General features: G+C 61.0%; 26 protein-coding genes. 9 read left to right on the top strand and 17 right to left on the bottom strand.

What is annotated here, in order from left to right:
- Positions 1 to 12 precede the first annotated feature (12 nt).
- Together ABJP42_RS16865 and ABJP42_RS16860 are read right to left on the bottom strand one after the other, a co-directional pair.
- Positions 13 to 417 (bottom strand): MerR family transcriptional regulator, encoded by a 405-nt coding sequence (locus ABJP42_RS16865; RefSeq protein WP_348342434.1) that lies wholly within the window; start codon positions 415 to 417, stop codon positions 13 to 15.
- Positions 418 to 829: 412 nt separating this feature from the next.
- Positions 830 to 1,198, bottom strand: coding sequence for a MerR family transcriptional regulator (locus ABJP42_RS16860; RefSeq protein ID WP_027239887.1), 369 nt, complete (start codon positions 1,196 to 1,198; stop codon positions 830 to 832).
- A gap of 128 nt (positions 1,199 to 1,326) precedes the next feature.
- Between ABJP42_RS16860 and ABJP42_RS16855 the strand changes: the two genes are divergently transcribed.
- From ABJP42_RS16855 to ABJP42_RS16845, 3 genes are all read left to right on the top strand, one after another.
- The gene (locus ABJP42_RS16855) at positions 1,327 to 1,749 is read left to right on the top strand and encodes a PaaI family thioesterase (protein WP_348342410.1); all 423 of its coding nucleotides are present in this window, start codon (positions 1,327 to 1,329) and stop codon (positions 1,747 to 1,749) included.
- Positions 1,746 to 2,261: a PaaI family thioesterase gene (locus ABJP42_RS16850; protein WP_348342408.1), complete on the top strand. Its 516-nt coding sequence runs from the start codon at positions 1,746 to 1,748 to the stop codon at positions 2,259 to 2,261. The genes ABJP42_RS16855 and ABJP42_RS16850 overlap by 4 nt, the downstream gene beginning before the upstream one ends.
- Before the next feature lie 66 nt (positions 2,262 to 2,327).
- On the top strand, positions 2,328 to 3,647 hold the full coding sequence (locus tag ABJP42_RS16845) for an MATE family efflux transporter (protein WP_348342406.1): 1,320 nt from the start codon (positions 2,328 to 2,330) through the stop codon (positions 3,645 to 3,647).
- A gap of 7 nt (positions 3,648 to 3,654) precedes the next feature.
- On the opposite strand, the gene arsC is transcribed toward ABJP42_RS16845, so the two are convergent.
- The 4 genes from arsC to ABJP42_RS16825 are packed head-to-tail and all read right to left on the bottom strand — an operon-like array spanning position 3,655 to position 5,814.
- A complete protein-coding gene (arsC, locus tag ABJP42_RS16840; protein ID WP_348342404.1) occupies positions 3,655 to 3,996 on the bottom strand; it encodes an arsenate reductase (glutaredoxin) in 342 nt (113 codons plus the stop codon).
- Positions 3,993 to 5,051: a quinone-dependent dihydroorotate dehydrogenase gene (locus tag ABJP42_RS16835; protein WP_348342402.1), complete on the bottom strand. Its 1,059-nt coding sequence runs from the start codon at positions 5,049 to 5,051 to the stop codon at positions 3,993 to 3,995. The genes arsC and ABJP42_RS16835 overlap by 4 nt, the downstream gene beginning before the upstream one ends.
- Positions 5,048 to 5,479, bottom strand: coding sequence for a DUF1330 domain-containing protein (locus tag ABJP42_RS16830; protein WP_348342401.1), 432 nt, complete (start codon positions 5,477 to 5,479; stop codon positions 5,048 to 5,050). The genes ABJP42_RS16835 and ABJP42_RS16830 overlap by 4 nt, the downstream gene beginning before the upstream one ends.
- Complete coding sequence (locus ABJP42_RS16825; RefSeq protein ID WP_348342399.1) at positions 5,476 to 5,814, bottom strand: DUF952 domain-containing protein; 339 nt, start codon at positions 5,812 to 5,814, stop codon at positions 5,476 to 5,478. The genes ABJP42_RS16830 and ABJP42_RS16825 overlap by 4 nt, the downstream gene beginning before the upstream one ends.
- Positions 5,815 to 6,027: 213 nt before the next feature.
- Here ABJP42_RS16825 and ABJP42_RS16820 point away from each other — a divergent pair, with 213 nt between their 5' ends.
- From ABJP42_RS16820 to ABJP42_RS16810, 3 genes are all read left to right on the top strand, one after another.
- The gene (locus ABJP42_RS16820; protein ID WP_348342397.1) at positions 6,028 to 7,614 is read left to right on the top strand and encodes a bifunctional metallophosphatase/5'-nucleotidase; all 1,587 of its coding nucleotides are present in this window, start codon (positions 6,028 to 6,030) and stop codon (positions 7,612 to 7,614) included.
- A 104-nt stretch (positions 7,615 to 7,718) separates the two neighbouring features.
- Entirely contained in the window at positions 7,719 to 8,027 is a 309-nt protein-coding gene (locus ABJP42_RS16815) for a DnaJ family domain-containing protein (protein WP_348342432.1), read from the top strand.
- Positions 8,028 to 8,146: 119 nt separating this feature from the next.
- Positions 8,147 to 8,899 carry an SOS response-associated peptidase gene (locus tag ABJP42_RS16810; protein WP_348342395.1) on the top strand — a complete coding sequence of 251 codons (753 nt, stop codon included), beginning with the start codon at positions 8,147 to 8,149 and terminating at the stop codon, positions 8,897 to 8,899.
- A 21-nt stretch (positions 8,900 to 8,920) separates the two neighbouring features.
- Here the strand turns inward: ABJP42_RS16810 and ABJP42_RS16805 are convergent, their stop codons facing one another.
- The gene (locus tag ABJP42_RS16805; RefSeq protein WP_348342393.1) at positions 8,921 to 9,403 is read right to left on the bottom strand and encodes a MarR family winged helix-turn-helix transcriptional regulator; all 483 of its coding nucleotides are present in this window, start codon (positions 9,401 to 9,403) and stop codon (positions 8,921 to 8,923) included.
- Between the two features lie 240 nt (positions 9,404 to 9,643).
- Between ABJP42_RS16805 and mnmH the strand changes: the two genes are divergently transcribed.
- Complete coding sequence (gene mnmH, locus ABJP42_RS16800) at positions 9,644 to 10,711, top strand: tRNA 2-selenouridine(34) synthase MnmH (RefSeq protein WP_348342391.1); 1,068 nt, start codon at positions 9,644 to 9,646, stop codon at positions 10,709 to 10,711.
- A 13-nt stretch (positions 10,712 to 10,724) separates the two neighbouring features.
- Here the strand turns inward: mnmH and selD are convergent, their stop codons facing one another.
- The 7 genes from selD to ABJP42_RS16765 all read right to left on the bottom strand — a co-directional run bounded on the left by selD (position 10,725) and on the right by ABJP42_RS16765 (position 18,947).
- Positions 10,725 to 12,884 carry a selenide, water dikinase SelD gene (selD, locus tag ABJP42_RS16795; protein ID WP_348342389.1) on the bottom strand — a complete coding sequence of 720 codons (2,160 nt, stop codon included), beginning with the start codon at positions 12,882 to 12,884 and terminating at the stop codon, positions 10,725 to 10,727.
- 103 nt (positions 12,885 to 12,987) lie between these two features.
- Complete coding sequence (locus tag ABJP42_RS16790; protein ID WP_348342387.1) at positions 12,988 to 13,368, bottom strand: Na+/H+ antiporter subunit G; 381 nt, start codon at positions 13,366 to 13,368, stop codon at positions 12,988 to 12,990.
- Between the two features lie 15 nt (positions 13,369 to 13,383).
- Complete coding sequence (locus tag ABJP42_RS16785; protein WP_348342385.1) at positions 13,384 to 13,656, bottom strand: K+/H+ antiporter subunit F; 273 nt, start codon at positions 13,654 to 13,656, stop codon at positions 13,384 to 13,386.
- Positions 13,653 to 14,150, bottom strand: a complete 498-nt coding sequence (locus tag ABJP42_RS16780; protein ID WP_348342383.1) for a Na+/H+ antiporter subunit E — start codon at positions 14,148 to 14,150, stop codon at positions 13,653 to 13,655. Before ABJP42_RS16780 ends, ABJP42_RS16785 begins: the two co-directional genes overlap by 4 nt.
- Positions 14,147 to 15,709, bottom strand: a complete 1,563-nt coding sequence (locus tag ABJP42_RS16775; RefSeq protein ID WP_348342381.1) for a monovalent cation/H+ antiporter subunit D — start codon at positions 15,707 to 15,709, stop codon at positions 14,147 to 14,149. The genes ABJP42_RS16780 and ABJP42_RS16775 overlap by 4 nt, the downstream gene beginning before the upstream one ends.
- Entirely contained in the window at positions 15,706 to 16,059 is a 354-nt protein-coding gene (locus tag ABJP42_RS16770; protein ID WP_348342430.1) for a Na+/H+ antiporter subunit C, read from the bottom strand. Before ABJP42_RS16770 ends, ABJP42_RS16775 begins: the two co-directional genes overlap by 4 nt.
- 17 nt (positions 16,060 to 16,076) lie before the next feature.
- Positions 16,077 to 18,947, bottom strand: coding sequence for a monovalent cation/H+ antiporter subunit A (locus ABJP42_RS16765; protein WP_348342379.1), 2,871 nt, complete (start codon positions 18,945 to 18,947; stop codon positions 16,077 to 16,079).
- A gap of 329 nt (positions 18,948 to 19,276) precedes the next feature.
- Here ABJP42_RS16765 and ABJP42_RS16760 point away from each other — a divergent pair, with 329 nt between their 5' ends.
- Together ABJP42_RS16760 and ABJP42_RS16755 are read left to right on the top strand one after the other, a co-directional pair.
- The gene (locus ABJP42_RS16760; protein ID WP_348342377.1) at positions 19,277 to 19,765 is read left to right on the top strand and encodes a rhodanese-like domain-containing protein; all 489 of its coding nucleotides are present in this window, start codon (positions 19,277 to 19,279) and stop codon (positions 19,763 to 19,765) included.
- Positions 19,762 to 20,625, top strand: coding sequence for a CE1 family esterase (locus ABJP42_RS16755; RefSeq protein ID WP_348342375.1), 864 nt, complete (start codon positions 19,762 to 19,764; stop codon positions 20,623 to 20,625). The genes ABJP42_RS16760 and ABJP42_RS16755 overlap by 4 nt, the downstream gene beginning before the upstream one ends.
- Before the next feature lie 167 nt (positions 20,626 to 20,792).
- Here the strand turns inward: ABJP42_RS16755 and mdoH are convergent, their stop codons facing one another.
- Genes mdoH through ABJP42_RS16740 form a run of 3 tightly spaced genes read right to left on the bottom strand, consistent with a single transcriptional unit; the run spans position 20,793 to position 25,461 of the window.
- Positions 20,793 to 22,646 carry a glucans biosynthesis glucosyltransferase MdoH gene (gene mdoH, locus ABJP42_RS16750; protein ID WP_348342373.1) on the bottom strand — a complete coding sequence of 618 codons (1,854 nt, stop codon included), beginning with the start codon at positions 22,644 to 22,646 and terminating at the stop codon, positions 20,793 to 20,795.
- Between the two features lie 32 nt (positions 22,647 to 22,678).
- Positions 22,679 to 24,187 carry an OpgD/OpgG family glucan biosynthesis protein gene (locus ABJP42_RS16745; protein WP_348342371.1) on the bottom strand — a complete coding sequence of 503 codons (1,509 nt, stop codon included), beginning with the start codon at positions 24,185 to 24,187 and terminating at the stop codon, positions 22,679 to 22,681.
- On the bottom strand, positions 24,184 to 25,461 hold the full coding sequence (locus tag ABJP42_RS16740; RefSeq protein ID WP_348342369.1) for an OpgC family protein: 1,278 nt from the start codon (positions 25,459 to 25,461) through the stop codon (positions 24,184 to 24,186). Before ABJP42_RS16740 ends, ABJP42_RS16745 begins: the two co-directional genes overlap by 4 nt.
- Positions 25,462 to 25,496: the final 35 nt, after the last annotated feature.

The following is a 25,496-nucleotide window of genomic DNA, read 5'->3' as shown; positions in this document are numbered from 1 at the left end:
CGGGCAGGGCTGTTACTCGACAGCCTTCTGTTCTGATTTCATCGAGGCGATGACTTTTTCGCCCCATTTTAACTGGTCCTGCAGCTCTTCGATGGCCTCGTTCAGCTCATCGCGCTGGCGCACCATGTCGGCCAGCCGGTCACAGGCGATTTCATAGGTGCGCGACAATTGGGTCACCTGCTGGTCGCCAATATGATAAAGATCGAGCAGCTGACGGATCTCTTCCAGGCTAAACCCAAAACGCTTGCCGCGCAGGATCAGCTTGAGCCGCGCACCGTCGCGTTTGGTGAACAGGCGTTTCTGGCCGTCACGCTGAGGAAACAGCAATTCCTTTGCCTCGTAAAAGCGCAGGGTGCGGGGGGTGACGCCAAAGGCATCACACATCTCGCGGATCGATTTTGTTTCTTCGTCGGTCATCTCTGTCATCGTCGTCACTCTTTGTCGGAGTTGGGGCAGCACCTGTCTGGATGCATGCCCTAGCTGGGACTGTCTGCGCTGATTTACAACATCAACTTGACGTTTACGTAAGCTGAACGCGGCGTCACTTTTTGAAGTGACGTAGCTGTCATTGGGTTTGACGCCGGGTCATATGTTTTGACGCGGGCTTTGGCTTGGCAGTTTCTCCGACCAGCTGGCGGCAGTGCTTTGGTGCGGAGCCCATCGGCAGAGAAGTAATACAACCCTAAGATAGTGCGGCGCAGAGCCTTGGCAAGGCGCAGGATGGGCGGGTGATATTGGCACAGGGGATCAAACAGGGCCCCAGAATGAATCTGGCCCACCCCGCACTTGGGCGGGATGGGCCAGTCAATCTGTTCACTCTAGGTACTGTCTATTTCAAAAGGCTCTGTGTCGTTGCGCGCAGGCTGCCCAGTTCGTCCAGTGCTTCGTCCAGCTGTTCGCGCTGCTGCTGCAGCTCTCCCATCTGACGATCGGCCATTTCGATAAAGGCCTGCATCTGGGCCTGGTTGCCCTCGTTTTCATATATCAAAAGCCACTGGCGGATTTCCTCCAGCTGAAAGCCAAACCTGCGCCCGCGCAGAATCAGCTTCATCCGGGCCCGCTCGCGGGCACCATAGAAACGCGACCGCCCTTCGCGGTCAGGCTTCAGCAATTCAATATATTCATAGTAACGCAAGGTTCGCGGCGTAACGTCGAACGCCGCGCACATTTCCTTGAATGACAATCTTGCTTCGGTCATCCATCATCTCCCTCGCGCGCAACCTATGCACTTGGATTGTCCAGTGCAACCACCCTGCGTGTTGTGGGCTTGCTCTTTGTTGCGGGCGAGGCCACAAATGAGCCCGAGCCAAGACAGGAAACAGCCATATGGCAGATAAGACCAAACTCGCCCGCCAGTTCATTCAGGCCATCCCCCATGCCCAGGAGCTGGGGCTGGTGCTGGACGAGATCGGGGACGGGGTTGCCCGTATTTCCATGCCCTATGACAAAAAGCTGGTGGGCGATCCGCAAAGCGGTGTGATCGCCGGTGGCGCGGTCTCGGCGCTGATGGATACCTGCTGCGGCGCGGCGGTGATGTGTCACCCCGATGCCCCCGGCGGCACCGCCACAATTGATCTGCGCATTGACTATATGCGCGCAGCAACGCCGGGCCAGACTATTTCGACCAAGGCCACCTGTCATCACATCACCCGCAATGTCGCCTTTGTGCGGGCAGTTGCGATGGATGACGACACCGACCGCCCTGTCGCCACAGCCTCTGGCGCCTTTACAGTGGAGAATGGATTTTGAGCCGTCCCCGTCCCGAACCCATCCAGGTGGTGAAACAACGCCGCGATGCCGCGCTGAATGCGCTGCTCGACTCGGTGCCCTATATTCAGTTTCTCAACGTGACATTTGACCGGCGCGGCGATGAGCTGACAGCGCAGTTGAACTTTAGCGAAAAACACATTGGCAATCCCTTCCTTCCTGCCATCCACGGTGGGGTGACAGCGGCTTTTCTGGAGATCACCGCAATGATCTCGTTGAACTGGTCGCATCTGTGGGAGCGCATCGAAAGCGGCGCGCTTGACCCTGAGGACATGGCCAAGGGTATCCTGCCGCGCCAGCCCAAAACCATCGATTTTACCGTGGATTACTTGCGCTCCGGCCTGCCGCGCGATGCCTATGCCCGCGCCACCATCAGCCGTGCTGGACGGCGCTATGCCTCAGTGCATGTGGAGGCCTGGCAGGATCACAAGGATAAGCTCTTTGCCCAGGGCTCTGGCCATTTCCTGATGCCGCAGGATGACGACAAGAGCTGAGCCAGCCTAATCCCTGACCCGTTGGACCCTTAAGGGGGCAGGGGGGAAACAGAAAGAAACGCGCCCATGGCCGAGATGCAGGCAGAGATCACCCATGCGCGGGTGCTGAAGATCGCTGTGCCGATTGTGCTCTCCAATGCGACGGTGCCAATCTTGGGCGCGGTGGACACAGGCGTGGTGGGGCAGATGGGCACGGCGGCCCCCATTGGTGCCGTCGGCATCGGTGCCGTAATTCTGGCGACGATCTATTTCATCTTTGGCTTCCTTCGCATGGGCACCACCGGGTTGGTGGCGCAGGCGCGCGGCGCGGGTGACATGGCCGAAACCGGCGCCCTGCTGATGCGCGGCGTGCTGTTGGCCGCTGCGGCAGGCGTTTTCTTTATCCTGTTGCAATCCTTGGTGTTCTGGGGCGCCTTTGCCCTGGCGCCGACCTCTTCTGAGGTGGAAGAACTGGCCCGCAGCTACCTGCAGATCCGCATCTGGGGCGCACCTGCCACCATTGCGCTTTATGCCATTACCGGCTGGCTGATCGCGGTGGAAAACACCCGCGGGGTTTTCATGCTGCAGATCTGGATGAACGGGCTCAACATCATTCTGGATCTGTGGTTTGTGCTGGGGTTGGGCTGGGGTGTTGAAGGCGTTGCCATTGCCACCCTGATCGCGGAATGGACCGGCGTGCTGCTGGGGCTCTGGCTGTGCCGCGCCGCCTTTGCCGGGCGGCAATGGTGTGATTGGCCACGGGTTTTTGACCCGGTGCGCATTCGCCGCATGGTTGAGGTCAATGGCGATATCATGGTGCGCTCGGTGCTGCTGACCGGTTCTTTTACCACCTTCCTGTTTATCGGCGCCAAATTTGGTGATGTCACTCTGGCCGCCAATCAGGTGCTGTTGCAATTTGTCGAGATCACTGCCTTTGCCCTGGATGGGTTTGCTTTTTCGGCCGAGGCCCTGGTGGGGGCCGCCATCGGCGCAAAACACCGCGCCAATCTGCGTCGCGCAGCCTGGATTTCATCACAATGGGGCCTGGGCTGTGCGTTGCTACTGGCGGTAGGTTTTGCCCTTGCTGGCCCCTATCTGATTGATCTGATGGCCAAATCGCCCGAGGTCCGGATCGAGGCCCGGAGCTATCTGGTCTGGGCGGCGGCGCTGCCGATCATCTCGCTGGCGAGCTATATGTATGATGGGATTTACATCGGTGCCACCTGGACCCGCGACATGCGGGTGGCAATGATGCAGTCGGTGGCGATCTATCTGCTGGCCCTGGCTGCGCTGGTGCCGCTCTTGGGTAATCACGGGCTTTGGGCGGCGCTGATCGTGCTGAATGTGGCGCGCGGGGTGACCCTGGGGCTGCGCTACCCCCGGCTCGAAGCAGGGGTAGCGTCTTAGGTCGCAATCAAAGCAGCGCTTCGAACGCCTCTGTTGGGCGGCCAATCACCGCCTTGTCGCCCTTGATCGCAATGGGACGTTCGAGCAGAATAGGATGCTGCGCCATCGCTGCCAGCAAGTTCTCCTCGGCGCTGTCCTTTTGCAGGCCCAGCTCCTTGAAGGTCTTCTCACCTGTGCGCATCATCTGGATCACCGGCAGGCCAAGAGCTTTCTGCAAGGTTTTCAGCTCCTCCAGGCTGGGCGCATCTTGCAGATAGAGCCGCACTTCGGGGGCTTGGCCTTTGTCTTCAAACAGCGTCAGCCCGGCGCGGGATTTGGAACAGCGGGGATTGTGCCAATAGGTGATCATAGCCAGTCCTCACGTTTTGAGCCAACGGCCTCTGCCACAGAGGCAAACCCGTCGCGCGCCAGCAATCCATCCAGCTCTTGCGCGATCTCGGCCCCCAGCGACAAGCCGCCATAGACCATGGCAGTGTATAGCTGCACGACCGAGGCTCCGGCGCGGATCTTGGCATAGGCTTGCTCGGCAGTTGAAATCCCGCCAACGCCCACCAGCGGCACCTTGCCATCGAGCAGCTCCGACAGCTGCGCCAGAACCCGCGTGGAGCTTTCAAACAGCGGCGCGCCAGACAGCCCACCAGCCTCATCGCGATGGGCGCTTTGCAGCCCCTCGCGCGAAAGGGTGGTATTGGTGGCAATCACCGCGTCAATGCCGGTTTCCTGCGCCACGGCGGCGATGTCTTCGATGCCTGCGCGGTCCAGATCCGGCGCGATCTTCAGGAAGACAGGAACCCGGCGCGAGAGGCTGTTGCGGGTTTCAATGACACCATTCAGCAGCGCCGAAAGCGCCGCCTTACCCTGTAGATCACGCAGTTTTTCGGTATTGGGCGAAGATACATTGACGGTGGCAAAGTCCAGATGCGCTCCACAATGGGCCAGAACCTTGGCAAAATCCGCTGCCCGGTCGTCACTGTCCTTGTTGGCCCCAAGGTTGAGACCAATCACAGCATCCTTTGGACGTTGCGCCAGACGGGAGGCAATCACTTCCATGCCTTCGTTGTTAAAACCAAACCGGTTGATCGCGGCGCGATCCTCGCTCAGCCGGAACAGGCGGGGTTTTGGGTTGCCGGGCTGCGGGCGCGGCGTTGCGGCCCCCACTTCGATAAAGCCAAACCCGGACTTCGACAGCGGTTTCAGCGCCTCGGCGTTTTTGTCAAACCCTGCCGCCAGGCCAACCGGATTGGGCAGGGCGATACCGGCAATCTCACATTTCAGCCGATCCGATGTCACCGGACCGGGGCAGGGGGCCAGCCCAGATGTGAGCGCCTTGATCGACAGCCCATGGGCGACTTCCGGATCCAGCTTGTGCAGGGCCTTCAGTGCCAGTTTTTCAGTTAGTTTCATCCAAAGGTCGCTCCGGTATCGCTGGGTTTGCTGCGGATCAGCCGCGAGGTGGCAACGGCGGCCTGACGGTGCACCACGGCCTTTTGGTAATCGGGATTGGTCACCATCGCCAAAAAAGCATGGGCATCCGGGTACCGCGCGACAAAGATCTCATCCCAGGCCTCAACTGCCGGGCCGATCAAGGTGGCTTCAAAGCCACCGCGCCAGATGATTTTCCCGCCAAGGCCTGCAAAGATCGGTCCGCTTTCCCGCCCGTAGTTCTTGTAGGCCTCGGCGCCGCTCAGGCCCGCTGTGGCCAGCGGATGATCCGCCGGATAGGTCGCCTCGGGTTTGAACCGCACCAGATTGAGCATCTCGATCGGGGTGCCCCGCGGTAGCGCTTTGAACGCGGCAAACTGGTCGCGGGTCGGATCGATATGAGCGCTCATGTCATCTCATCCGGGAACTGATGCTCCCCATCTACCAGCGGCAAGGGCTTGGCCCAAAGCACTTCGGAGAGCAGCATTTTGCGATAGAGATGCGGGAACTCGGCGCCGCCGCGGGAGACTTCCCATTTCAGCGCCTCGCCCAGGGCCTCGGCCTCCAGCGCCAGCAGGTAAAGGCCTTCGACAGCAGAAAAATGCTTGGCTGCGGTCTCGGCCGCCTGGGCGGCGGTGGAGAAGTGAATGAAACCATCGCTCAGGTCGATGGGCGCGCCAAGGGTCTCGCCTTGGGACTGGAGGGCCGACCATTCATCGGCGCGAAGGATTTTATAGATCAGCATGGAGGTCTGATGCCCCGCGCGGGGCCTGGAATCAAGCCCGAAGCGCCCCATGGCAGGTCAGAAAGGCGCTGGCGGATGCCTCGGCAACGGGCAAAAACCAAGGTTTCTCCGCCGATTGTCATCCAGAATACCGGTAGGGTTGTTTTTCCCCTTTGACTGAACACCGGTTTGCCCGCACCATCGGGACAAATAAAAACAACGGGAGTAATTATGATGTTTACGCGTTTCCTGAGCTCGGTTGCGGCTTTGGGTTTGACAGCTGGTATGGCTTCGGCTGACTACAAGCTGACGATCCTGCACACCAATGACATTCACAGCCGGATTGAATCGATCAACAAATACGATTCCACCTGCAACGCCGAGGGCGAGGCCGAGGGCAAGTGCTTTGGTGGGGTGGCGCGTATCAAATCCATGGTTGATGCCCGGCGCGCGGCATTGGAAGGCCAGAATGTGCTGCTGCTGGATGCTGGTGATCCGTTCCAGGGCTCGCTGTTCTACACCACTTACAAAGGCGCGGCTGAGGCCGAATTCATGCAGGCCATCGGCTATGACGTTATGGCTGTGGGCAACCATGAATTTGACGACGGCCCCCAGGGGCTGCGCGATTTCATTGACGCAGTAGAATTCCCGGTGATCTCCGGCAACCTCGATCTCTCATCCTCGACCGAGCTGAAGGGACATGTGGGCAACCATGTGGTCATCGAAGTCGGTGGCGAGAAAATCGGCATCATCTCGGTGCTGGCCACCGATACGGTAGAGACCTCATCGCCTGGTCCCAATGTGGTCTTCCAGGATGAAATCGAAAGCCTGAAGGCGGATGTCGCGGCGCTGGAGGCTGAAGGCGTCAACAAGATCATCGCGCTTACTCATGTGGGCCTGCCGATGGATCTGAAGATCGCCGAGGCCGTGCCAGGTATTGATGTTGTGGTGGGCGGTCATTCCCATACGTTGCTTTCCAACAGTGATGAAAAGGCGGCCGGCAGCTATCCGACGATGGTCGGCGCGGTGCCGGTGGTACAGGCCTATGCCTATAGCAAATACCTCGGCGAGCTGAGCGTCAGCTTTGACGATGCCGGCGCCGTAACCGCAGCCAGCGGCGATCCCATCCTGCTGGATGCCAGCGTCACCCCGGATGCAGCCATTGCGGCGCGGGTGGCCGAGATGGGCGCCCCGATTGAGGAAATGAAGTTGCGGGTGGTTGCGGCCACTTCGGACGCCGTTGAGGGGGCGCGCGACATCTGCCGGGCCACCGAATGTGCCATGGGCAATCTGGTGGCGGATGCCATGCTGGATCGGGTCAAGGACCAGGGGGTTTCAATCGCTATCCAGAACGGTGGCGGCCTGCGAGCGTCTATTGACGCGGGCGAAGTCACCATGGGCGAGGTGCTGACCGTATTGCCGTTCCAGAACACGCTTTCAACCTTTGAGGCTGCTGGCGCGGATGTGATCGCGGCGCTGGAAAATGGCGTCAGCCAGGTCGAAGACGGCAAGGGACGTTTCCCACAGGTGGCCGGCCTGAAATACACCTTTGATCTGACTGTGTCGCCCAATGAAGGTCGCATCAGTGAGGTTATGGTGCTGGAAGGCGATACCTGGGTTCAGATCGACCCCGCCAAAACCTATGGCGTTGTCACCAACAATTATGTGCGCAACGGCGGTGACGGCTACAAGATCTTTGCCGGCGACGACAAGAATGCCTATGACTTTGGCCCCGATCTGGCGGATGTCACTGCTGAATTCTTGGCCAAGAACCAGCCCTACAGCCCCTATGTGGATGGCCGGATTACCCGCAAGGAGTAACGCCAGCCGTTGTTTCGCGCGCGAAACAGGTGACCAGAGCCTTAAGGCCCCGCCCGCAGTGGCGGGGCTTTTTCTTTGCCTCCAATGATGGCAAAATGGCAGCCATGGATCACCCGCTCGAAGCTCTTATCAATGCCCGCATTGCCGCCGCTCAGGACGAGGGCGATTTTGACAACCTGCCCGGAGCAGGAAAACCTCTGGCGCAGATCGAAGACCCGGAAGGCACTGTGTTTCACCGCATGTTGCGCGATGCAGGTGCAGTGCCGGAATTCGTGGCGCTGGCGCGGGAACTGGCACATCTGCGGCAGGAGCTGCAGGAGACCGGGGATCGCAGCCGCCGCCAAGAGATCCTCAAAGCGATGTCGATGATGGAGGTGCGTATTGAAATGGCGCGCCAGAGCCATAAGAAATAGCGCAGCCTTCCTGGGGCACTGACCTCTGGACCTGGACCTCTGGACCTAGACCTGGGACATGGGAAGGAGGACTGGGGCAAGGACTGGTTCCCGCCTGTCAAAGAGGCTAGCCTCCCTCCATGTGTGGACGTTTTGCCCTGACCCTGCCCAATGACGCCATGGCGCAGCTCTTTGCTGCGGCACCGGCAAATGACATGCCCCGGGTACCCAACTACAATATCTGTCCGACCAATTCGGTGCATGTGGTCACCAACCTAGACGACAGCCGGCGCCTGGTATCGATGCGCTGGGGGTTTCTGCCCCATTGGTACAAACACAAAAGCGACGGCCCGCTGCTGATCAATGCCCGTGCCGAAACCCTGTCGCAAAAACCGGCCTTTGCCGAGGCCTGCCGGGAGCGGCGCTGTTTGATTCCGGCCACGGGGTTTTATGAATGGACCAAAGATGCGCAGGGCAACCGTCTGCCCTGGTACATCCAGCGCCGGGATCAAGCGCCGCTGGCCTTTGCTGGGATCTGGCAGGCCTGGGGCGGGGAAGAAGCGCAAAACACCTGCGCCATGGTGACCACTGCGGCCAATCAGGATCTTGCCAGCATCCATCTCCGAATGCCGCTGATGCTAGCGCCGCAGGATTGGGCGCTGTGGCTGGGCGAGGGGGGAAGTGGCGCGGCGCGACTGATGCAGCCGGGCCCGGAGGGGCTGTACCAAATGCACCGGGTTGACCCCGCGGTGAACAGCAATCGGGCCAGTGGGCCGGAACTGATCGAACCCTTTGAAGACCCCGAGGAGACTCCTGTGTCAGAGGTGAAACAGGAGGCTGAGGTCTCTGCAGCAGAAGGTGAGGCCCCGGTGGCGCAGCTCAGGTTGCTATAGACTACCCTGCGACAGGCTTGGTCATCCGGTTTCGCCCAACTCGCGCTGCGGCGCACGGCTGCTTTCATTGCCGATCTGGATGGTTTTTTGCATCAGGGCGATAAACTGCGCCTGCTCGACGTTATCCAGCCCGGTGAGGATATCTCCCTGCGCGGCGCGTACTACCGGATGCACTTGCTGCAACAGCTCCTGGCCGGATTTGGTCAGTTTCACCACCCGGGCGCGCCGATCCTGCGGGCTGACCTTGCGGCTCACCAGCCCTTTGGCCTCAAGCCGGTCAATGACCTTGCCTAGGGTGGCGCGATCATAGGCGATGAGCCCGGCGATGGAGGCCTGATCGATGCCGGGATGGGATTTGACCGCGCAAAGCGCAGAATATTGAACCGGGGTGAGATCAACCGCGATCTCCCCCATCTTCTCCATGAACTGCGCCACGGCAATTTGGTTCAAACGGCGGATCAGATGGCCAGGGAGGCCATGAATATCAAGCAGCGGTTCAGCCATAAATCTGTGATCCTGTTCTAGATCAAAAAGGTCATTTCTTACGATATTTGACGTCTTTTCAACTGGCATAGCTGCAGGCACTGACCGGGCTGAAATGACGTTTTGGGGCGGTCTAAAGTATTCAGTAAAGAAAATCCATACAATCTATTGGTGTAGAGCAAAATGTCACAGGACCGCGCCGGACAGGAAAACCTGCGAAATCCGCTTTCCTCTCTCGACGCCGCGCGCTAAGGCCAAACTATGCCCCAGAGTTACAAATCCCTGCAAGACATTTTGGCCCATGGCTATGACACCATCATTGATGTGCGCAGCCCTGCCGAATTTGCTGAGGACCATGTGCCTGGTGCGATCAACCTGCCGGTGCTCAGCAATGAAGAGCGGGCAGAGGTCGGCACGATCTATGTGCAGGACAGCCCGTTTCGCGCCCGCAAGCTGGGGGCGGCGCTGGTGTTTCGCAATGCCGCCAATCACATCGAGCAAAGCCTGAGCCATCATGACGGCGGCTGGCGGCCATTGGTCTATTGCTGGCGCGGCGGGCAGCGGTCCGGCAGTTTTTCCTGGATGTTGCAGCAGATTGGCTGGCGGTCTGGTCGGGTTCAGGGCGGCTATCAAAGCTATCGTCGGCTGGTGCACAGCTATCTTTATGACCAGCCGCTGCCGCATCAGCTGGTGGCGCTGGATGGCTATACCGGCAGTGCTAAGACCGAGATTTTGCAGCGTGCGGGGCAGATCGGCGCTCAGGTGCTGGATCTCGAAGGGCTGGCCAACCACCGGGGCTCACTGTTGGGAGGCATGAGTGGCCCGCAGCCCAGCCAAAAGGCATTTGAGACCGCTTTGGCGCAGGCCCTGGTGCAGATGGATCCGGCCCGTCCGGTGCTGGTGGAGGCCGAATCCAGTAAGATCGGAGCGCGGATCATTCCGCCCAGCCTGTGGGCGGCGATGAAACAGGCTCCCCGGATCGAGGTTGAGGCCCCGGTTGAAGCGCGCTGTCGCTACCTGACGCTGGCCTATGACGATATCTTGTCGGATACAGAGCGGTTGCGGGAGAAACTTGGCTATCTGCGCGGGCATCGCTCCAATGCCATCATCGACCACTGGTTTGCGCTGATTGCTGCAGGTGACAAAGCAGCGCTGACCCGGTCTCTGATGCAGGACCACTATGATCCCTCCTACCAGAAATCCCGGCGGATCAATGGCGGGGAGGCCAAGGCCACGCTTGAGCTGGGGCAGATGAACGATACCGACCTGACCGGCGCAGCTCGGCAGATCTGTGATCTGCTGACTGATTTCAAAACCAAGCCGGAATGAGCAGTTTCGCGGCCTAGCCGAGGGTCAGCGCTGGCGGCCCGGCGGTCAGATGACCAATCTGGGCAGCCTGGTAACCGGCGCTGTGCAGCTGCTTGAGCAGATTTTCTGCACGCTCTGGAGCCACGGCCGCCAGCAGCCCGCCGGCGGTTTGCGGGTCAAACAGCAGATCCTCCTTGGCCCCGCGCGCCAGGGATGCGGCAATGGCACGGTTGTCCTCAAAAAGCGAAGAGCGCAGGCCCTGGGCGCTCAAGCGCGCGGCGCCCTGCATCAGCGGGACGTCCGACAGGGTGAGATGCGCGGTCAAATCTGAGGCCTCGCAGATTCCCAAGAGATGCCCGGCAAGGCCAAAGCCGGTGACATCGGTCATCGCATGGGCCCCCGCCAGAATGTGCGAGGCCGCGCCTTGGGGCTGGCACATCTGGTCCAAACAGGCGGTGACCCAATCGCCGGGCGCGTCACCGGACATCTCGGCTGCCAGGATCACGCCGGAGCCGATAGGTTTGGTGAGGATCAGCACATCGCCCGATTTGGCCCCCGCCAGCGTCACTGGAGGCTGTTTGCACAGGCCGGTCACAGTAAAGCCAATCGACAGCTCATCACCGATGGAGGTATGGCCGCCGACAATATCGGCCCCGGCCGCCTGAAACACCGCACCAGCGGTGGACATGATTTCGCTCAGGGTGCGTTGCTGCAGCGTCGGCGAGAGCCGTGGCAGGATGAGATTGGCGGTGGCCACCTGCGGCTCTGCTGCCATGGCCCAGATGTCGCCCAAGGCATGCACGGCCGCAATCCGCGCCATCAGCACAGGATCCAGCACCGAGGTCCGCAGATGGTCGGTGGAGATCACCTGCTGCAGGCCTCCGGTTTGCACCATTGCGGCGTCGTCGCCGGGCAGGGCGGTGACGTCCTTGCGTTGCAACGGGGCAAGCGCGGTCAGGGCTGTGCGCAGGGCGCCACGCCCAGCCTTGGCCCCGCAGCCGCCACACATCGGCTTGTCGCCGAGCGCCTCAGGCAGGTCATGGGTATGTTCTGCGGGCAGTTTGGGGGCATCCATCTTGGGCAGCTCGCGGAATTTTTCCATAAAGTTTTGATCGATCCGATCTTTCCAGCGCCAGACCAGAGCTCCTGAAAACTGCAGGCCAAAGCGATCACCAAGCGCCTCTTTACGGCCCATGGTAATCAGTTTGAGATAGTCCTTTTGCGGAGTGTATTTGCGCAGCGGGTCCTGGGTCAGCAGCGCGCGCAGATTGTGATAGAGGATCGGCGCCTGTCGCACCGCATAGACCCCGGCCTTGGGGCGAGGCGAGAATGCCAGATGGGCACAGTCACCGGTGGCAAAAACATCCGGGTCAGAGCTTTGCAGGGTGTTACTGACGCGCACAAAGCCCTCGTGCAGATCCAAGCCGCAGCCAGCGATCCAATCATGCGGGCGGGCGCCGGCAGCCCCGGTGGTGAAATCTGACAGCACCATGCGCCCATCGCCTAGATGAACGGCATCGGGGGAAACTCGCGCAACTGAGGCGTTTTCCACCAGCGAGACGCGCAGTTCGGTGAAGGCGCGGCGCAGACGTTTGGCGACCTCGGCACTGGCCTCACCCAGCACTGCTCCGCTGTCGATCAAGGTGGCCTGACCCAGCCGACCCTGCTGTGCCAGGGCATGGGCCATGGCCAGCACCAGTTCGGCCCCGGCAACACCGCCGCCGATTACTGCGATATTGACCGGGCCGCTGCCCTGCCGGAACCTGTCCCAGGACCGGGCAAAGGCGCCCAGCGGTTTGGCCGGGATGCCATGTTCTGCAAAACCTGGAAGATCGGGCATTTCGGAGGTGATGCCCACATCAATCGAGGCCAGATCATAGGCAATGGGGGGGCGGCCTGGCACATGCACCATTTTTGCCAGAGGATCCAAGCCATCGGCGGCCCCCTGGATCACCCGGGCACCGGCAAACCGTGCCAGTTTTACCAGATCAATATCCAGGTCTTCGCGTTGGTAATGGCCGGCGACAAAGCCCGGCAACATGCCGGAATAGGGCGCAGTGGGGCCGGGGTTGATCACCGTGAGCCGGGCGCCAGGCAGGGGGCGCATCCCCCATTTCAGCAGAACCAGCGCATGGGCATGGCCACCGCCAATCAAAACAACGTCTTTGGTCAGCGGCAGGGGAGGGCTGTGCATCGGGCGGGCCTTTGTCGTTCAGTCGGTCGGAACCTGTTTAGGCCCGGGCAAAGCCGGGCGCTTTGAGCCAGCGCAAGAGCATGCTGCAAACAGACAGAAAACCTCAGTTTGATCCGCTGTCAGCCTCGGCCTCATGCTCATCCACGTCATGGGTGGCCCAGATGCCGTCTTCGCCGGCCTTTGGCAGGCTGCTGGGTGTTTCATGCCGGTGCAGATGCACCTTGGCAATAAACAGAGCCGTGACCGGCGCGGTGAGAAACAGGAACAGGGTGATCATCAGCTCGTGCAGCGACAGATGGCCTTCAATCACCACCCCGTGCAGCATCGAGGCCAAGAGCACACCGCCAACGCCCAATGTGGTGGCCTTGGTCGGGGCATGCAGGCGCGACATCGGATCGTTGAGCTTGAGCAATCCAAAAGAGCCGACAAAGCCAAAGGTGCCGGAAACCACCAGAAAGCCTGCAATCATATATTCAAAGAACATGGCGGTGCCTCCCCATCACTCGATGATATTGCCGCGCAGGATAAAGCGCGCATAGGCCACGGTTGAGACAAAGCCCAGCATGGCGATGATCAATGAGGCTTCAAAGTAGATCTCGCTGCCCAGGGCGATGCCATAGAGCACCATCAGCGCCAGCGCATTGATGAACATGGAATCCAGCGCCAGGATGCGATCAGCGATTTCGGCGGCCGAAATGATTTTCCACAGGTTCATCAGGATCGCCAGGGCAAAGCAGGTAAAGGCAAAGAGCGTGGCATAGGTAATGATCATTCGAAAATCTCCATGAGACGGCGCTCGTACCGCTGTTTGATTTCGTCGCGGACGGCTTCGGGGTCTTCGGCGTCCAGGCAATGCACCAGCAGGGCGTGGCCCTCAGCCGAGAGATCCGCGGATACAGTGCCCGGCGTCATGGTGATGGTGCCTGCCAGCACGGTGATGGCCTCAGGCGTCAACAGATCCAGTGGCACGGCGATCCAGCCGGGCTTGCGTTTGGCATTGGGTTTGAACACCACGATGTAGGCCACGATGACATTGGCAACGACAATATCATAGAGCACGATCAGGATGTATTCGGCGATCTTCAGCGGCTTTTTTAGCTGCATCTGTTGCGGCCAGTAGGGCTGTGTCAGGAAGGGGATCATGATCCCAAGCAAGACGCCAAAGACCAGCGAGTTCAGCGTCCAGGTGCTGGTGAGCAGCACCCAGGCAATTGTCAGCAGCAGGGTCAGGATCGGATGCGGCACCAGCCGCTGCAGCAGTCTCATGGGGTGACCTTTCCAAGCACGGCTTTGATATAGATCTCAGGCTGAAAGAGCTGTGCCGCTGTGGCCTCGGCATAGTGGCTGGCAGGGCCGGCAAAGATGGTGAGCAGAATGAGCCCGCTCAGCAGGGCAAAACAGGCGACAAAGGGCAGGGCAGCGGTGCTGGTGTCCTCTGTCTCCTCCTCCTGCTCGTTGGCCTCTTCCTCATAGGGCTGCGGGGCGGTGGGATCGGTTTCGGCGGTGATGCTGTGGCTCTTCCAGAACAACAGGCTGCCAGCGCGGGCCATGCCGAGGATGGTCACCAGCGAGCCGACAAGAATAACCCCCCAGGTCCACCAGACCAGATCATGATCGCGGGCCGCATCCAGCACCAAGAGTTTGCCCAGGAAACCTGAGAGCGGCGGCATGCCGGCAAGAGCGATGGCGCCGGTGAAAAACAGCACCGCGATCAGGCCACTCTGGGGCATCAGGCGCTGCGCGGTGATCTCGATGCCTTGCCGTTCTGAGACCAGATCGGCGACCAGAAACAGGAAGGCCGCCGCCAGGGTGGAATGCAGCGTGTAATAAAGCGCCGCAGCGACGCCTTCAGGCGAGAACAGCGCGATGGCGGTGAGCAGTGTCCCCATCGAGGTAATGGCACCAAAGGCCACCAGACGGCCAATGCGGTAGGACCCCAGAATGCCGATGGCACCCAGCATCAGGGTGACCAGCGCGGCGGGCATCAGCCAGGCTCCGGCCAACCCTTCAGTTATCGCCAGGTCGGGGCCAAAGACCAGGGTGTACATCCGCAGGATGGCATAGGCCCCCACCTTGGTCATGATGGCAAAGAGCGCCGCCACCGGCAGCGGCGCATTGGCATAAGAGGCCGGCAGCCAGAAATGCAGCGGAATAACCGCGGCCTTGATGGCAAAGACCAACAGGAGCATCACCGCGCCAACCCGCAACAGGGCGGTGTCTTCGGGTGGGATCTCTGCCACCCGCACCGCCAGATCCGCCATGTTGAGCGTGCCTGTCACCGCATAAAGCGTCCCCAAAGCAAAGAGGAAGAGGGTCGAGCCCAGGAGGTTATAGACCACATATTGCACGCCTGCCTGAAACCGCCGGGTGCCGCCAGAATGGATCATCAACCCATAAGAGGCGATCAGCAGAACCTCAAAGAAAACAAAGAGGTTAAAGGCGTCTCCAGTGAGGAAAGCGCCAATGATGCCCATCAGTTGGAACTGAAATAGCGCATGGAAATTGGCACCACGTTTGTCCCAGCCCGAGCCGATGACATAGAGGTTGACCACCAGCGCCAGCACCGAGGTCAGCAGGACCATCATCGCCGACAACCGGTCCAGCACCAGCACGATGCCAAAGGGCGCTGACCAATTGCCCAGCTCGTAGACCTGCACCTCGCCGCTGGCGGCCTGGGTCGCCAGTACCAGTGAGATCGCCACCAGCATGACCGTGCTGGCGAGAGAAAAGATCCGGGTCAGATCCAGATGGTAGCGCACCACCATGATGATGAAGGGCGCCACCAGCGCCGGCAGGACAACCGGGGCAATCAGGAAATGGTTCATGCGTCTTCCCCTTCGTCTTCGGGATGATGGGGCATATCAATCTTGTCGTCGCGGGCCGACAGATAGGCGGCGAGCGCGATCATCACCACCACCGCCGTCATGCCAAAGGAGATCACGATGGCCGTCAGCACCAGCGCCTGGGGCAGCGGATCAGTATAGGGCACCTCGGCGTATTTGTTCAAAACGGGAGGGGCGTCGACCATCAACCGGCCAGTGGCAAAGAGGAAGATATTGACGCCATAGGTCAGCAGCGACAGGCCGAGGATCACCGGAAAGGTGCGCCGCCGCAGGATCAGATAGATCCCAGCTGCTGTCAGCAACCCTACCGCAGAGGCCACCAGGAATTCGATATTGAGAAAGCCCATGGTCATGCCTCGCCCTCTGCTGCTGCCGCTTCAGCCGCGTCATCGCGGGCCGGGTTGATATCCATCGCATGTTCCGAGGAAATGCCCGGCTGCCAGGCAAAACGCGCCAGGCTTTCCAGGGCCAGAAGAACCGCGCCCACCACCGCGAGGAAGACACCAAGGTCAAACAGCGCAGCCGTGGCCCATTCGAACTCTTCCAGCGGCGGCCAATGCAGATAGCCAAAGGCGCTGGTCAAAAACGGATTGCCGCTGAACCAGGAGCCAAGCCCGGTGGCGGCGGCGATCAGCACACCGGATCCGATGGTGCCGTGATAGAACATCCGCTGCCGTTCAGAGGCCCAGCTAAAGCCCGAGGCCATATACTGCATCAAGAGCGCGATGGCGGCGATCAGCCCGGCGATAAAGCCTCCCCCCGGCAGGTTGTGACCGCGGAAGAAGATATAGGCCGCCACCATCAGCGCCAGCGGCATCATCACCCGCGTCGCAACCACCATCATCATTGGATGGGCATCGCCGGCCTGAGGCATATCGGGTTTGCGGTTGAGCAGATAGGCCCGCACCCGCGAGCCCAGCACGGCTTCGGTCAGGGCGTAGATCACCAGGGCAGCAATGCCGAGCACGATGATTTCGCCAAAGGTGTCATAGCCCCGGAAATCCACCAGGATCACATTGACCACATTGGTGCCGCCGCCACCCTTGTAGGAATTGGCCAGATGGAACTCAGAGATACTGGGCAGGGCAAAATCACGCAGCATCAGCGCGTAGATCAGCAGGGCCGCACCCAGACCGCCGACCACGGCAATGCCGCCATCGCGCAGCCGCACCCACATCGGCGCCTCCACGGGGCTGTCCTTGGGCATGAAGTTCAGCGCCAGAAGCAAAAGCACCATGGTCACCACTTCGACCGAGAGCTGCGTCAGCGCCAGATCCGGCGCCGAAAGATAGTTGAACCCCAAAGAGACCACCAGTCCGACCACCCCGATCAGCACCAGCGAGAGCTGGCGCTGGCGGTGTTTGGCCACCACGGCCAGGGTGGCCACCATCAGGCAGAACCAGGCGATGACGGTGATGGGGCCGACGCCCTGCACCTCGCGCGTGGCGGGAACCATGGTGCCGGTGGAATAGGCGAAGTAGCTGATACCAATGATGAAAACCATCATCAAAAAGGCATAGCGGGTGATGGCGCCATTGTGCAGACCATCGGTGATGATCTGCGACAGCTTGGTGAGGGCGCGCATGGCGCTATCAAAGATCTGCTTGGCCTCAGGGCGCGGCGCGCGGTTCCAGGCCGCGATCAGGGGTGCGTGCAGTTTCAGCAGCACCAGACCACCAATCACCGCCACACCCGACATATAAAGCGCCGGTGTCAGCCCGTGCCAGAGTTTCAGCGAGTAGTAAGGCAGATCCGCGCCTCCCGTGACAGCACCTGCAGCAACGGCCACCAGTGGACCTACCAGATGGGCCGGGAACAACCCGATCAGCACCACCAGCGAAACCAGCAGCGCCGGGCCTGCCCACATGCCAAAACCGGGATCATGGGGTTTGGCCGGATAGTCATCGCGGGTTTGCCCCAGAAACACATGGCCGATGAAGCGGAAGGAATAGGCGGCTGAAAACAGCGCTGCCAGCAGCGCCAGTCCAGGCACCAGATAGTGCGAGCCAGCCCAAAGCGTATGCACGGTCTCTTCCAGCATCATTTCCTTGGAGAGGAAGCCGTTGAAGGGCGGAATACCCGCCATCGACAGGGCAGCCACAATGGCGATGGTGGCCGTCACCGGCATCAGATGGCGCAGCCCGCCAAGGCGCTTGATGTCACGGGTATGGGCCTCGTGGTCGACAATGCCCGCCGACATGAACAGCGCCGCCTTGAAGGTCGCATGGTTGATGATGTGAAACACTGCCGTCACCGCTGCGATCTTGGTGCCAAAACCCAGGAGCATGGTGATCAGCCCCAGATGGCTGACGGTGGAAAAGGCCAGAAGCGCCTTCAGATCATCCTTGAACAGGGCAATCACCGCCCCAAGCAGCATGGTCACCAAACCGGTGGTGGCCACGATATAGAACCACTCGGGCGTGCCGGAGAGCACTGGCCAGAGCCGCGCCATCAGAAAGATGCCCGCCTTTACCATGGTGGCGGAATGCAGATAGGCCGAGACAGGGGTTGGCGCCGCCATGGCATGGGGCAGCCAGAAATGGAACGGGAACTGCGCCGATTTGGTGAAACAGCCCAGTAGGATCAGGATTAGCGCCGGCAGGTAGAGCGGCGAGGCCTGGATTAGATCCTTGTTTTGCAGGATCACGCTCAGATCATAAGATCCGACGATATTGCCCAGGATCATCATGCCACCGATCATCGCCAGCCCGCCTGAACCTGTGATGGCCAGCGCCATTCGGGCCCCCTGGCGGCCTTCGGGCAGATGTTTCCAATAGCCGATCAACAGGAAAGAAGACAGTGAGGTCAGTTCCCAGAAAACCAGCAAAAGCAGGATGTTGTCGGAGAGAACAATGCCCACCATGGCGCCCTGAAACAGCAGGAGATAGGTGTAAAAATTCCCCATCGGGTCTTCGCGTGACAGGTAGAACCGCGCATAGAGAATAACCAAGAGACCAATGCCGAGGATCATCGCAGCAAAGAGAAAGCCAAGCCCGTCGAGGAAGAAATTGGCGTTCAGTCCCAGAGCGGGCAGCCAATCGATGCCAACCTGAATAACCTCGCCGCGAAACACTGCAGGAGCGTGCAAAAGCAGGCCGACAAAGGCAAGAAAGCTGGTCAACCCTGCGGCAGAGGCCGAGGCATTGCGCCCGGCGCGGATCAATAGGGCGGGAAACACCGCTCCGAGAAAGGGCAGGGCCGCAATCAAAAACAGGGACACGTGCAGATCTCCTGACTGGTCTTAGGCAATAGCCACAGGCTTAGGCAATTTTTTGCAACTGTTCCAGCCCTGTGACCCTGTAAGTGTCTCAAGAATGAGGTTTGTTGCCCGATTGGCTGGCATCTAGGGAGAGTGCAGCGCGATTTGAACCGGCAGGGGGTGAATTATTGGCCCGTTGCGGAGGTTTTTCCAACCGCGCCTGGCGCGGCATAGGTTCTGACGGGAAATTGAAGATACAGGCCCCAGAGGCGGGCTGATTGCAGGGAGCAAAGCTGCTAGCAATTGGAAAACCGGGGCCGGGGGCCCTGGCACGATAAGGAGCAAGATCAATGCAGCAGGGTGAGGTGACAGAGGCGGGCGCAGGGATCACCCGGCGGCAGCTGATGCTTGGGCTGGGCGGCATTGGCCTGGCCGCCGGGCTAGGTGGCATCTGGTGGCAGTGGCGTCAGCCTGTGGCCCATGATCTCCCGCGTCTGACTCCGGCCGAAGGATTTGCCGCCGCCCAGGCCGGAGAGATCACCCTGATTGATATCCGCACGCCGCGTGAATGGCGGCTGACAGGCGTGCCGGTTGGGGCCATTCTTATTGATATGCGGCGCAAAGATTTCCTGCAGGCGCTGAGCGCGGCTGTTGCCGGGGATCACACAACGCCGGTGGCGCTGATCTGTGCCCGCGGCGTGCGCTCGGCCCGGATGACGCGCGCCTTGGCTGCGGCGGGCTTTAGCGCGGTGATCGATGTGCCCGAAGGCATGCTGGGCTCTGCCAGCGGTCCGGGCTGGATCGCCGGCAACCTGCCGGTGGCCCGGTGGCAGGGATGAGGCGCGCAGCGCGTACACTGGGCGCTTTGGTGGGCGCTACTCTGGGGGGGACTGCACTGGGGTGGGTTGGGCCAGCAGCGGCTGGCTGTGGTGATGCGACAGAGGCGGCCTGCGAGACCGCCATGGGCAGTTATCATATCGAAATGCCAGAGCGGGTCGCGGGCGAGGATCCGGCCCCGGCAGTCCTGTTTCTGCACGGCTATGGTGGCTCTGGCGCGGGGTCATTGAAGAACCGCACCATGGTTGAGGGGCTGCGGACGCGCGGCTATGCGGTGATTGCGCCAGATGCGCTGCCGCGGCGCAATGGCACGCGGTCCTGGACGTTTTTTCCCGGCTGGGAAGGGCGCGATGAGGCGGCGTTTCTGCAAGAGGTCGCCGCGGATGCCGCCGCGCAGTTTGATCTGGATCGTGACACCATGGTGCTGGCGGGATTTTCCGCTGGTGCCTTTATGGTGAGCTATCTGGCCTGCGCCGCGCCTGAGAGTTTTGCGGCTTATGCGCCGGTGGCTGGCGGCTTCTGGCGCCCTCAACCAGAGGCCTGCGCCGCTCCGGTGCGGCTGTTTCACACCCATGGCTGGAGCGACGCGGTGGTGCCGCTGGAAGGGCGGTTTCTGGGGGGAGGGCGCTTCCAGCAGGGCGATATCTATGCCGGGCTGGAGCTCTGGCGTGACACCAACCAATGCGCCGAGCAGGCGCCGGACAGGCGCTGGAACATGGGGGGCACGCTGCGCCGGAGCTGGCACTGTGGGTCTGGCGCAGATATTGAGTTTTTGCTGTTTCCCGGAGGACACCAAGTGCCAAAGGGCTGGTCCAGCTGGATGTTGGATTGGTTTGAGACGGTCGAGCCGGGTGCCGGCTGAGAGATCAATTGCCTCAGCTGAGTTTCTGGAAAAGGCGGGCTCCCGCGCCTTTGCCTCTCATCACAGATGTGAGGCAAAGCCTTGGGCCCGGCATCGCCCAGCCCTGGGGGGCAGAGCGATGCGGTTGCGCTGTTCTGAAAGACCGTCGCGTGGGCTGAGGTTGCTAACTATTCTGCGGGATGTCGGGCGGAGGCATCTAGGTAGCGTTTCAGCTGCGCCCGGTAGGCCCCTGCGGTGCGGGTGATTTTAGGCTCGGCATAGACAACGGGCGTGGCCATCCAACCCCGGGCTGAAGTGCCGGCGCGGCGGCCAGACAGGGCCGAGAGCGGCACCGCCAGCAGCAGCGACAGGGCGATGGGCAGCAGCCAGAGTGAAACCAATCCGGCAAAAATTCCGCCCCAAAGTGCCATGCCGCTGAGTGTCTCCAGCGCGTGGCAGGCCAGCAGGGTTCGCCAGCCATACTGGCCGCCGCCGCGCGCCTGGGGCGACCAGCCACGTTGCAGCCCAAAGGTGCTGCGAAACACTGCGATCATCTGCTGTACCATCAGGATCGGCGCATAGAGCACCGCCAGCAGGATTTCAGAGAGGGTGGAGAGGGCAAAGCGCGCCGGGCCGCCATAGTCGGTGAGCCGCCCGCCGGTGAGAGCCAGCGCCAGCACGGCCAGCAGCTTGGGCGCCAGCAACATGGCATAGATCAGCAGGATCACCAGCACATGGCGCGGCTCTGACATATCGGGCCAGGAGGGGCGCGAGGGGTTGGCCTCGCTGAAATAATGGATCACCGAGGCTTCCTCGCCACGGCCAATCAGCGCCCAGATCACCAGCAGGGCAAACCAGATGGGGGCCATCAGGTAGCCAATGGCGCCATGCAGTAGATGGAAGCGCGAGATGGCAAAGAAGCCGCGCGCGCCCAGCAGATTGAGATGTTGCAGATTGCCCTGACACCAGCGGCGGTCGCGCAGGATGTGATCGATCAGCGTGGGCGGGGTCTCCTCAAAGGAGCCACCGAGACGCGGCAAAAACCGCACCCGCCAGCCGGCCCGGCGCAGCAGGCCTGCCTCGACAAAATCATGGCTCATGATCAGGCTTTGCCGCCCGGTGAGGCGCGAGCGCAGCAGCGGCAGCCCGGCGCAGGCGGCAAAGGCGCGGGTGCGCATGATGGCGTTATGACCCCAATAGTTGCCCTCATGCCCGGTCCAACGCGCCAGGCCCTCGGCCAGGGCCAGGCCATAGACACCATTGGCAAATTGCTGCATGCGGCCAAAAACAGATTGCGCGCCAATGAGCTGCGGGAAGCTCTGGATCAATCCAGCGCTGGGATCGCGCGACAGCGCATCCGCGAGCCGGGCAATGGCGCGCCCGGTCATCAGGCTGTCGGCGTCCAGCACCAGCATGGCCTCGTAGCCAGCCCCCCAGCGGCGCAGCCAGTCGCTGATATTGCCCACCTTGCGATGGGTGTTTTGGGCGCGGCGACGATAGAAGAGCTGCACTCCGGCGGGCAGATCCGCGCGCAGGGCCTCGACGCTTCTTCGTTCCTGATCGGCCAGGGCATCGTCGCGGGTATCAGAGAGCACAAACATATCGTAGCGATGGGCGCCGCCGCGTCGGTGCAGTTCTTCCAGCATGGAGTGCACATTGCCGAGCACATACCAGGGGGTCTCGTTGAAGACCGGCACCAGCAGAGCCACGGACATTGGTATTGGCTTGCCAGCGGGGCGGACTTGGCCGCGTTGCGACAGGGAGAACAGCCCCAAAAGCACGGTAGAGACCGAAAAGGAGATCCAGAAGAAATTGAAGGCGATCAAGGCCAGCAGCACCAGCTCCAGCGCCATAAAGCCGCCTTTGGCAAACCAGCCCTGCATCACCCAGGTGAGCGCCGCCGTGGCCAGCATGGCCGGGGAGAAGGCCAGAAACCGCCAGAGCGCCAGGTTTTGCGGTGGTTCAAACCCGGGCGCGTTTTCATCGCGAAAGGGGGCGGCAAAATCCTGCTCTGGCATCTCCATCGGCTGCTGCTTCGGCATCAATGGTTCCGAAGGGGTTTGTTGCGGCTCTGTCATGCGGTCCACCGGTAGAGCCAGACTTCGCTGGCGGATCTGCCACCGCGGCGCAGTTGCAGGCGCAGCTCAACGTGGTTTTCCGCATTGGGGGCAAAGCTGAAGGCCAGCCGTAGCCCGCCGGTGGCGGGGTTGCGCTGCAACACGCCGTCGCTGGTCTCCACATGAGGCGAGGAGAGATGTACTTCAAACTCTTCAGGGTCGCCTTCGAGCAGCGGATGGGCTTCAAAATCCACTGTCATCAACCGGCCAGGATCGCCAAAGATCCGCGCCCCTGCAGCGGTATCAACCACCCGGGCCAGATCCATCTGCGGATCCTCTCCCCAGCTGAGCCGGTAGGACAGCGGCAGTTCAGCACCTGCGGGCAGGGTGTCACGGGGGCGCCAATAGGCGACGATATTGTCATAGATCTCTTTGTCGGCCGGAATTTCCACCAGGGTGACAGAACCCTTGCCCCAGTCTCCCCGTGGTTCCACCCAGAGGCTGGGACGGCGGTGGTAGTTGGCCTCCAGGTCCTCAAAATCTTGCAAATGGCGCGACCGCTGCATGAGGCCAAAGCCACGTGGGTTTTCATCCATAAAGGAGGAGATCTGCAGATGGGTCGGATTGGCCAAGGGCCGCCACAGAACCTCGCCGTTGCCGTTTTTGATCAGGAGCCCGTCACTGTCGTGTACATTGGGACGGAAATCATCAAACCGGTAGCGGTTGGTGCGATCAAACAGGAACATCGAGGTGAGCGGTGCAAGCCCGGCATTGTCCAGATCCTCGCGGGCAAAGAGCTGTGCCTCCACATCCATCACCGTGGTGGCACCGGGGGTGACGGTAAAGCGATAGGCGCCGGTGACCGAGGGCGAGTCCATCAGCGCATGCACCACCATGCTGCGCTGATTGGGTGCGGGGGCCTCAAGCCAGAATTCGATAAAGTCCGGGAATTCCTCACCCATGGGATCGCCGGTTTTCAGCGCCAGCCCGCGGGCCGAGAGCCCATAGGCCTGACCCACCCCAATGGCGCGGAAATAGCTGGCGCCCTGAAAGACGCAGAACTCGGTTTTCTTGTTGGGCTGATCCAGCTGGGTACGTAGCCGCAACCCGCTATAGCCAAGCGGGCCTGTCGTGCTGAGTGGCGGGGCAATCTCGCCGCGATCAAACAGCGACATGTCGAAACCGAAGGGCCGCGTCATGCCGCTTTGCACGGTGTTCACTTGGACCGCATGGCGGAAGTAGAGGCCGGGTAAGAATAAATCGACGTTGTAGCTGCTGTCGGACTTAGACCAGATCGCGTCCTTTGTGCGGAAGCGATGGGCCTTGTATTCGTCATAGGACAGGTCGAGCCAATCCTGTGGCACCTCCTGGCGGGGCCTGTAGTCTTGCTGAGCCAACTCACGGGCGCGGGCCACCACCTGGTCATGGTGAAAAGGCGCGGGCGTCTCACCACCCGTGGCGCGCAGGGGCAATGCGGTCAGCAGAGTGCTGGACAGCGCGGCGGTGACAAAGGCACGGCGGTTCATCGCTTGGCCCTCCAGGGGTGAGATTTGAACCAACCGGCGGCATAGGCGCAGGTGATGATCAAGGCAAAGCCTGCGAGATTGGCCAGGGCGGTGATCAGGATACCACGTTCGGTTTGGTCCAGGGCAAAGCCGATGAGCCGCGCCAGTGCCATGGAAAACACAAAGACTGCAAGGCTTTGTTGGCCGACCTTGGTGATGATCAGCAGCAGGCGGGCCCAGATCCGGGCGCCCAGGGAATGACCAGAGGCGATCAGCCGTTTGCCACCAATCCCAGCCAGCAGCCAGCCAAGATAGGCAAGAGCCAGGAAATGCGCGTAGCGCAGCAGGCCAAAATCGCTCTTTTCGCGCCATTGGGCGGTGCTCTTCCACCAGGGGCGGATCATATCGCCGAGATCGCCATTGGCGGCGTCCAGCCAAAGGAACACTTTCCACGACCCAAAGGGGGCGGAGAGGATCAGGAAACTGGCGGCGACAGCACCCAGAAGGGCAGAGACCGGCGGCTTGGGCAGCCAGCCCTTCATGAAGGCAAAGCCGGTAAAGAACAAAAGCTGCCAGCCAAAGGGGTTAAAGAACCACTCGCGCGCGGACCAGGGTTCGGCGGGGAGGGAGGCACCATCGGGGCCAAGCCCGATGAGATAGGGGTTGGCGGCAAGCCAGATCAGACCAGAGGTGAGCGCCACGGCCCAGACGCCAATCCGTTCGACCCCCATCATCAGGGGCATCAGCGCCAGCACCACCAGATACATCGGCAGGATGTCAAAATAGTTCGGCACATAGGTGAGGGTGAAAAGCCCCACCAGCTGCGGCGCTGGATTGTTGAAGAAATGCTGCAGGTTCAGCGAGTTGATATAGGTCTTTTCAAAGGTGCCATAGGTGTCCAGCGCCGCCATAGTCATGGCAACAAAGAAAAACAGACCGATATGGGCCCAAAACACCTGCCAGCAGCGAAACACTACCCGTGCAGTCCCCAGTGCCCAGCCCTGTTTGGCGTAAGACCCGCCAAAGGCAATGGCCGAGGCCATGCCGGAACAGAAGACAAAGATCTCGGTTGCGTCGGAAAAGCCAAAGCGGGCCGGAATCCAGCCGGTCCAGCGGTTGCCGGGGATATGCGCCACCAGGATGATGAACATTGCAATGCCCCGGTAGAAATCGAGCCGGGGATCGCGTTGGCGCGGCGCGGCGGATTTTGCCGGGTCTACAGCAGGGGAGGCGCTGCGGTTGGCCGCTGGTCCGGGCTCTGCCTGGGGTTTGGGAAAGGGCGAAATCTCCGCCATAGGGGGCTGATCCTTACTGGTCTTTGAAATGGGCG

The organism is Pseudophaeobacter sp. (genome assembly GCF_039971195.1).
GTDB lineage: Bacteria > Pseudomonadota > Alphaproteobacteria > Rhodobacterales > Rhodobacteraceae > Pseudophaeobacter.
The sequence above is the reverse complement of the archived record's forward strand: the minus strand, read 5'-3'. Positions and strand labels throughout refer to the sequence as shown.

Bases quoted from the DNA above. Each gene is read 5' to 3' on its own strand.
- ABJP42_RS16865 (WP_348342434.1), bottom strand. From the start codon at position 417: ATGACCGACGAAGAAACAAAATCGATCCGCGAGATGTGTGATGCCTTT.
- ABJP42_RS16860 (WP_027239887.1), bottom strand. From the start codon at position 1,198: ATGACCGAAGCAAGATTGTCATTCAAGGAAATGTGCGCGGCGTTCGAC.
- ABJP42_RS16855 (WP_348342410.1), top strand. From the start codon at position 1,327: ATGGCAGATAAGACCAAACTCGCCCGCCAGTTCATTCAGGCCATCCCC.
- ABJP42_RS16845 (WP_348342406.1), top strand. From the start codon at position 2,328: ATGGCCGAGATGCAGGCAGAGATCACCCATGCGCGGGTGCTGAAGATC.
- arsC (WP_348342404.1), bottom strand. From the start codon at position 3,996: ATGATCACCTATTGGCACAATCCCCGCTGTTCCAAATCCCGCGCCGGG.
- ABJP42_RS16835 (WP_348342402.1), bottom strand. From the start codon at position 5,051: ATGAAACTAACTGAAAAACTGGCACTGAAGGCCCTGCACAAGCTGGAT.
- ABJP42_RS16830 (WP_348342401.1), bottom strand. From the start codon at position 5,479: ATGAGCGCTCATATCGATCCGACCCGCGACCAGTTTGCCGCGTTCAAA.
- ABJP42_RS16825 (WP_348342399.1), bottom strand. From the start codon at position 5,814: ATGCTGATCTATAAAATCCTTCGCGCCGATGAATGGTCGGCCCTCCAG.
- ABJP42_RS16820 (WP_348342397.1), top strand. From the start codon at position 6,028: ATGTTTACGCGTTTCCTGAGCTCGGTTGCGGCTTTGGGTTTGACAGCT.
- ABJP42_RS16815 (WP_348342432.1), top strand. From the start codon at position 7,719: ATGGATCACCCGCTCGAAGCTCTTATCAATGCCCGCATTGCCGCCGCT.
- ABJP42_RS16810 (WP_348342395.1), top strand. From the start codon at position 8,147: ATGTGTGGACGTTTTGCCCTGACCCTGCCCAATGACGCCATGGCGCAG.
- ABJP42_RS16805 (WP_348342393.1), bottom strand. From the start codon at position 9,403: ATGGCTGAACCGCTGCTTGATATTCATGGCCTCCCTGGCCATCTGATC.
- mnmH (WP_348342391.1), top strand. From the start codon at position 9,644: ATGCCCCAGAGTTACAAATCCCTGCAAGACATTTTGGCCCATGGCTAT.
- selD (WP_348342389.1), bottom strand. From the start codon at position 12,884: ATGCACAGCCCTCCCCTGCCGCTGACCAAAGACGTTGTTTTGATTGGC.
- ABJP42_RS16790 (WP_348342387.1), bottom strand. From the start codon at position 13,368: ATGTTCTTTGAATATATGATTGCAGGCTTTCTGGTGGTTTCCGGCACC.
- ABJP42_RS16785 (WP_348342385.1), bottom strand. From the start codon at position 13,656: ATGATCATTACCTATGCCACGCTCTTTGCCTTTACCTGCTTTGCCCTG.
- ABJP42_RS16780 (WP_348342383.1), bottom strand. From the start codon at position 14,150: ATGAGACTGCTGCAGCGGCTGGTGCCGCATCCGATCCTGACCCTGCTG.
- ABJP42_RS16775 (WP_348342381.1), bottom strand. From the start codon at position 15,709: ATGAACCATTTCCTGATTGCCCCGGTTGTCCTGCCGGCGCTGGTGGCG.
- ABJP42_RS16760 (WP_348342377.1), top strand. From the start codon at position 19,277: ATGCAGCAGGGTGAGGTGACAGAGGCGGGCGCAGGGATCACCCGGCGG.
- ABJP42_RS16755 (WP_348342375.1), top strand. From the start codon at position 19,762: ATGAGGCGCGCAGCGCGTACACTGGGCGCTTTGGTGGGCGCTACTCTG.
- mdoH (WP_348342373.1), bottom strand. From the start codon at position 22,646: ATGCCGAAGCAGCAGCCGATGGAGATGCCAGAGCAGGATTTTGCCGCC.
- ABJP42_RS16745 (WP_348342371.1), bottom strand. From the start codon at position 24,187: ATGAACCGCCGTGCCTTTGTCACCGCCGCGCTGTCCAGCACTCTGCTG.
- ABJP42_RS16740 (WP_348342369.1), bottom strand. From the start codon at position 25,461: ATGGCGGAGATTTCGCCCTTTCCCAAACCCCAGGCAGAGCCCGGACCA.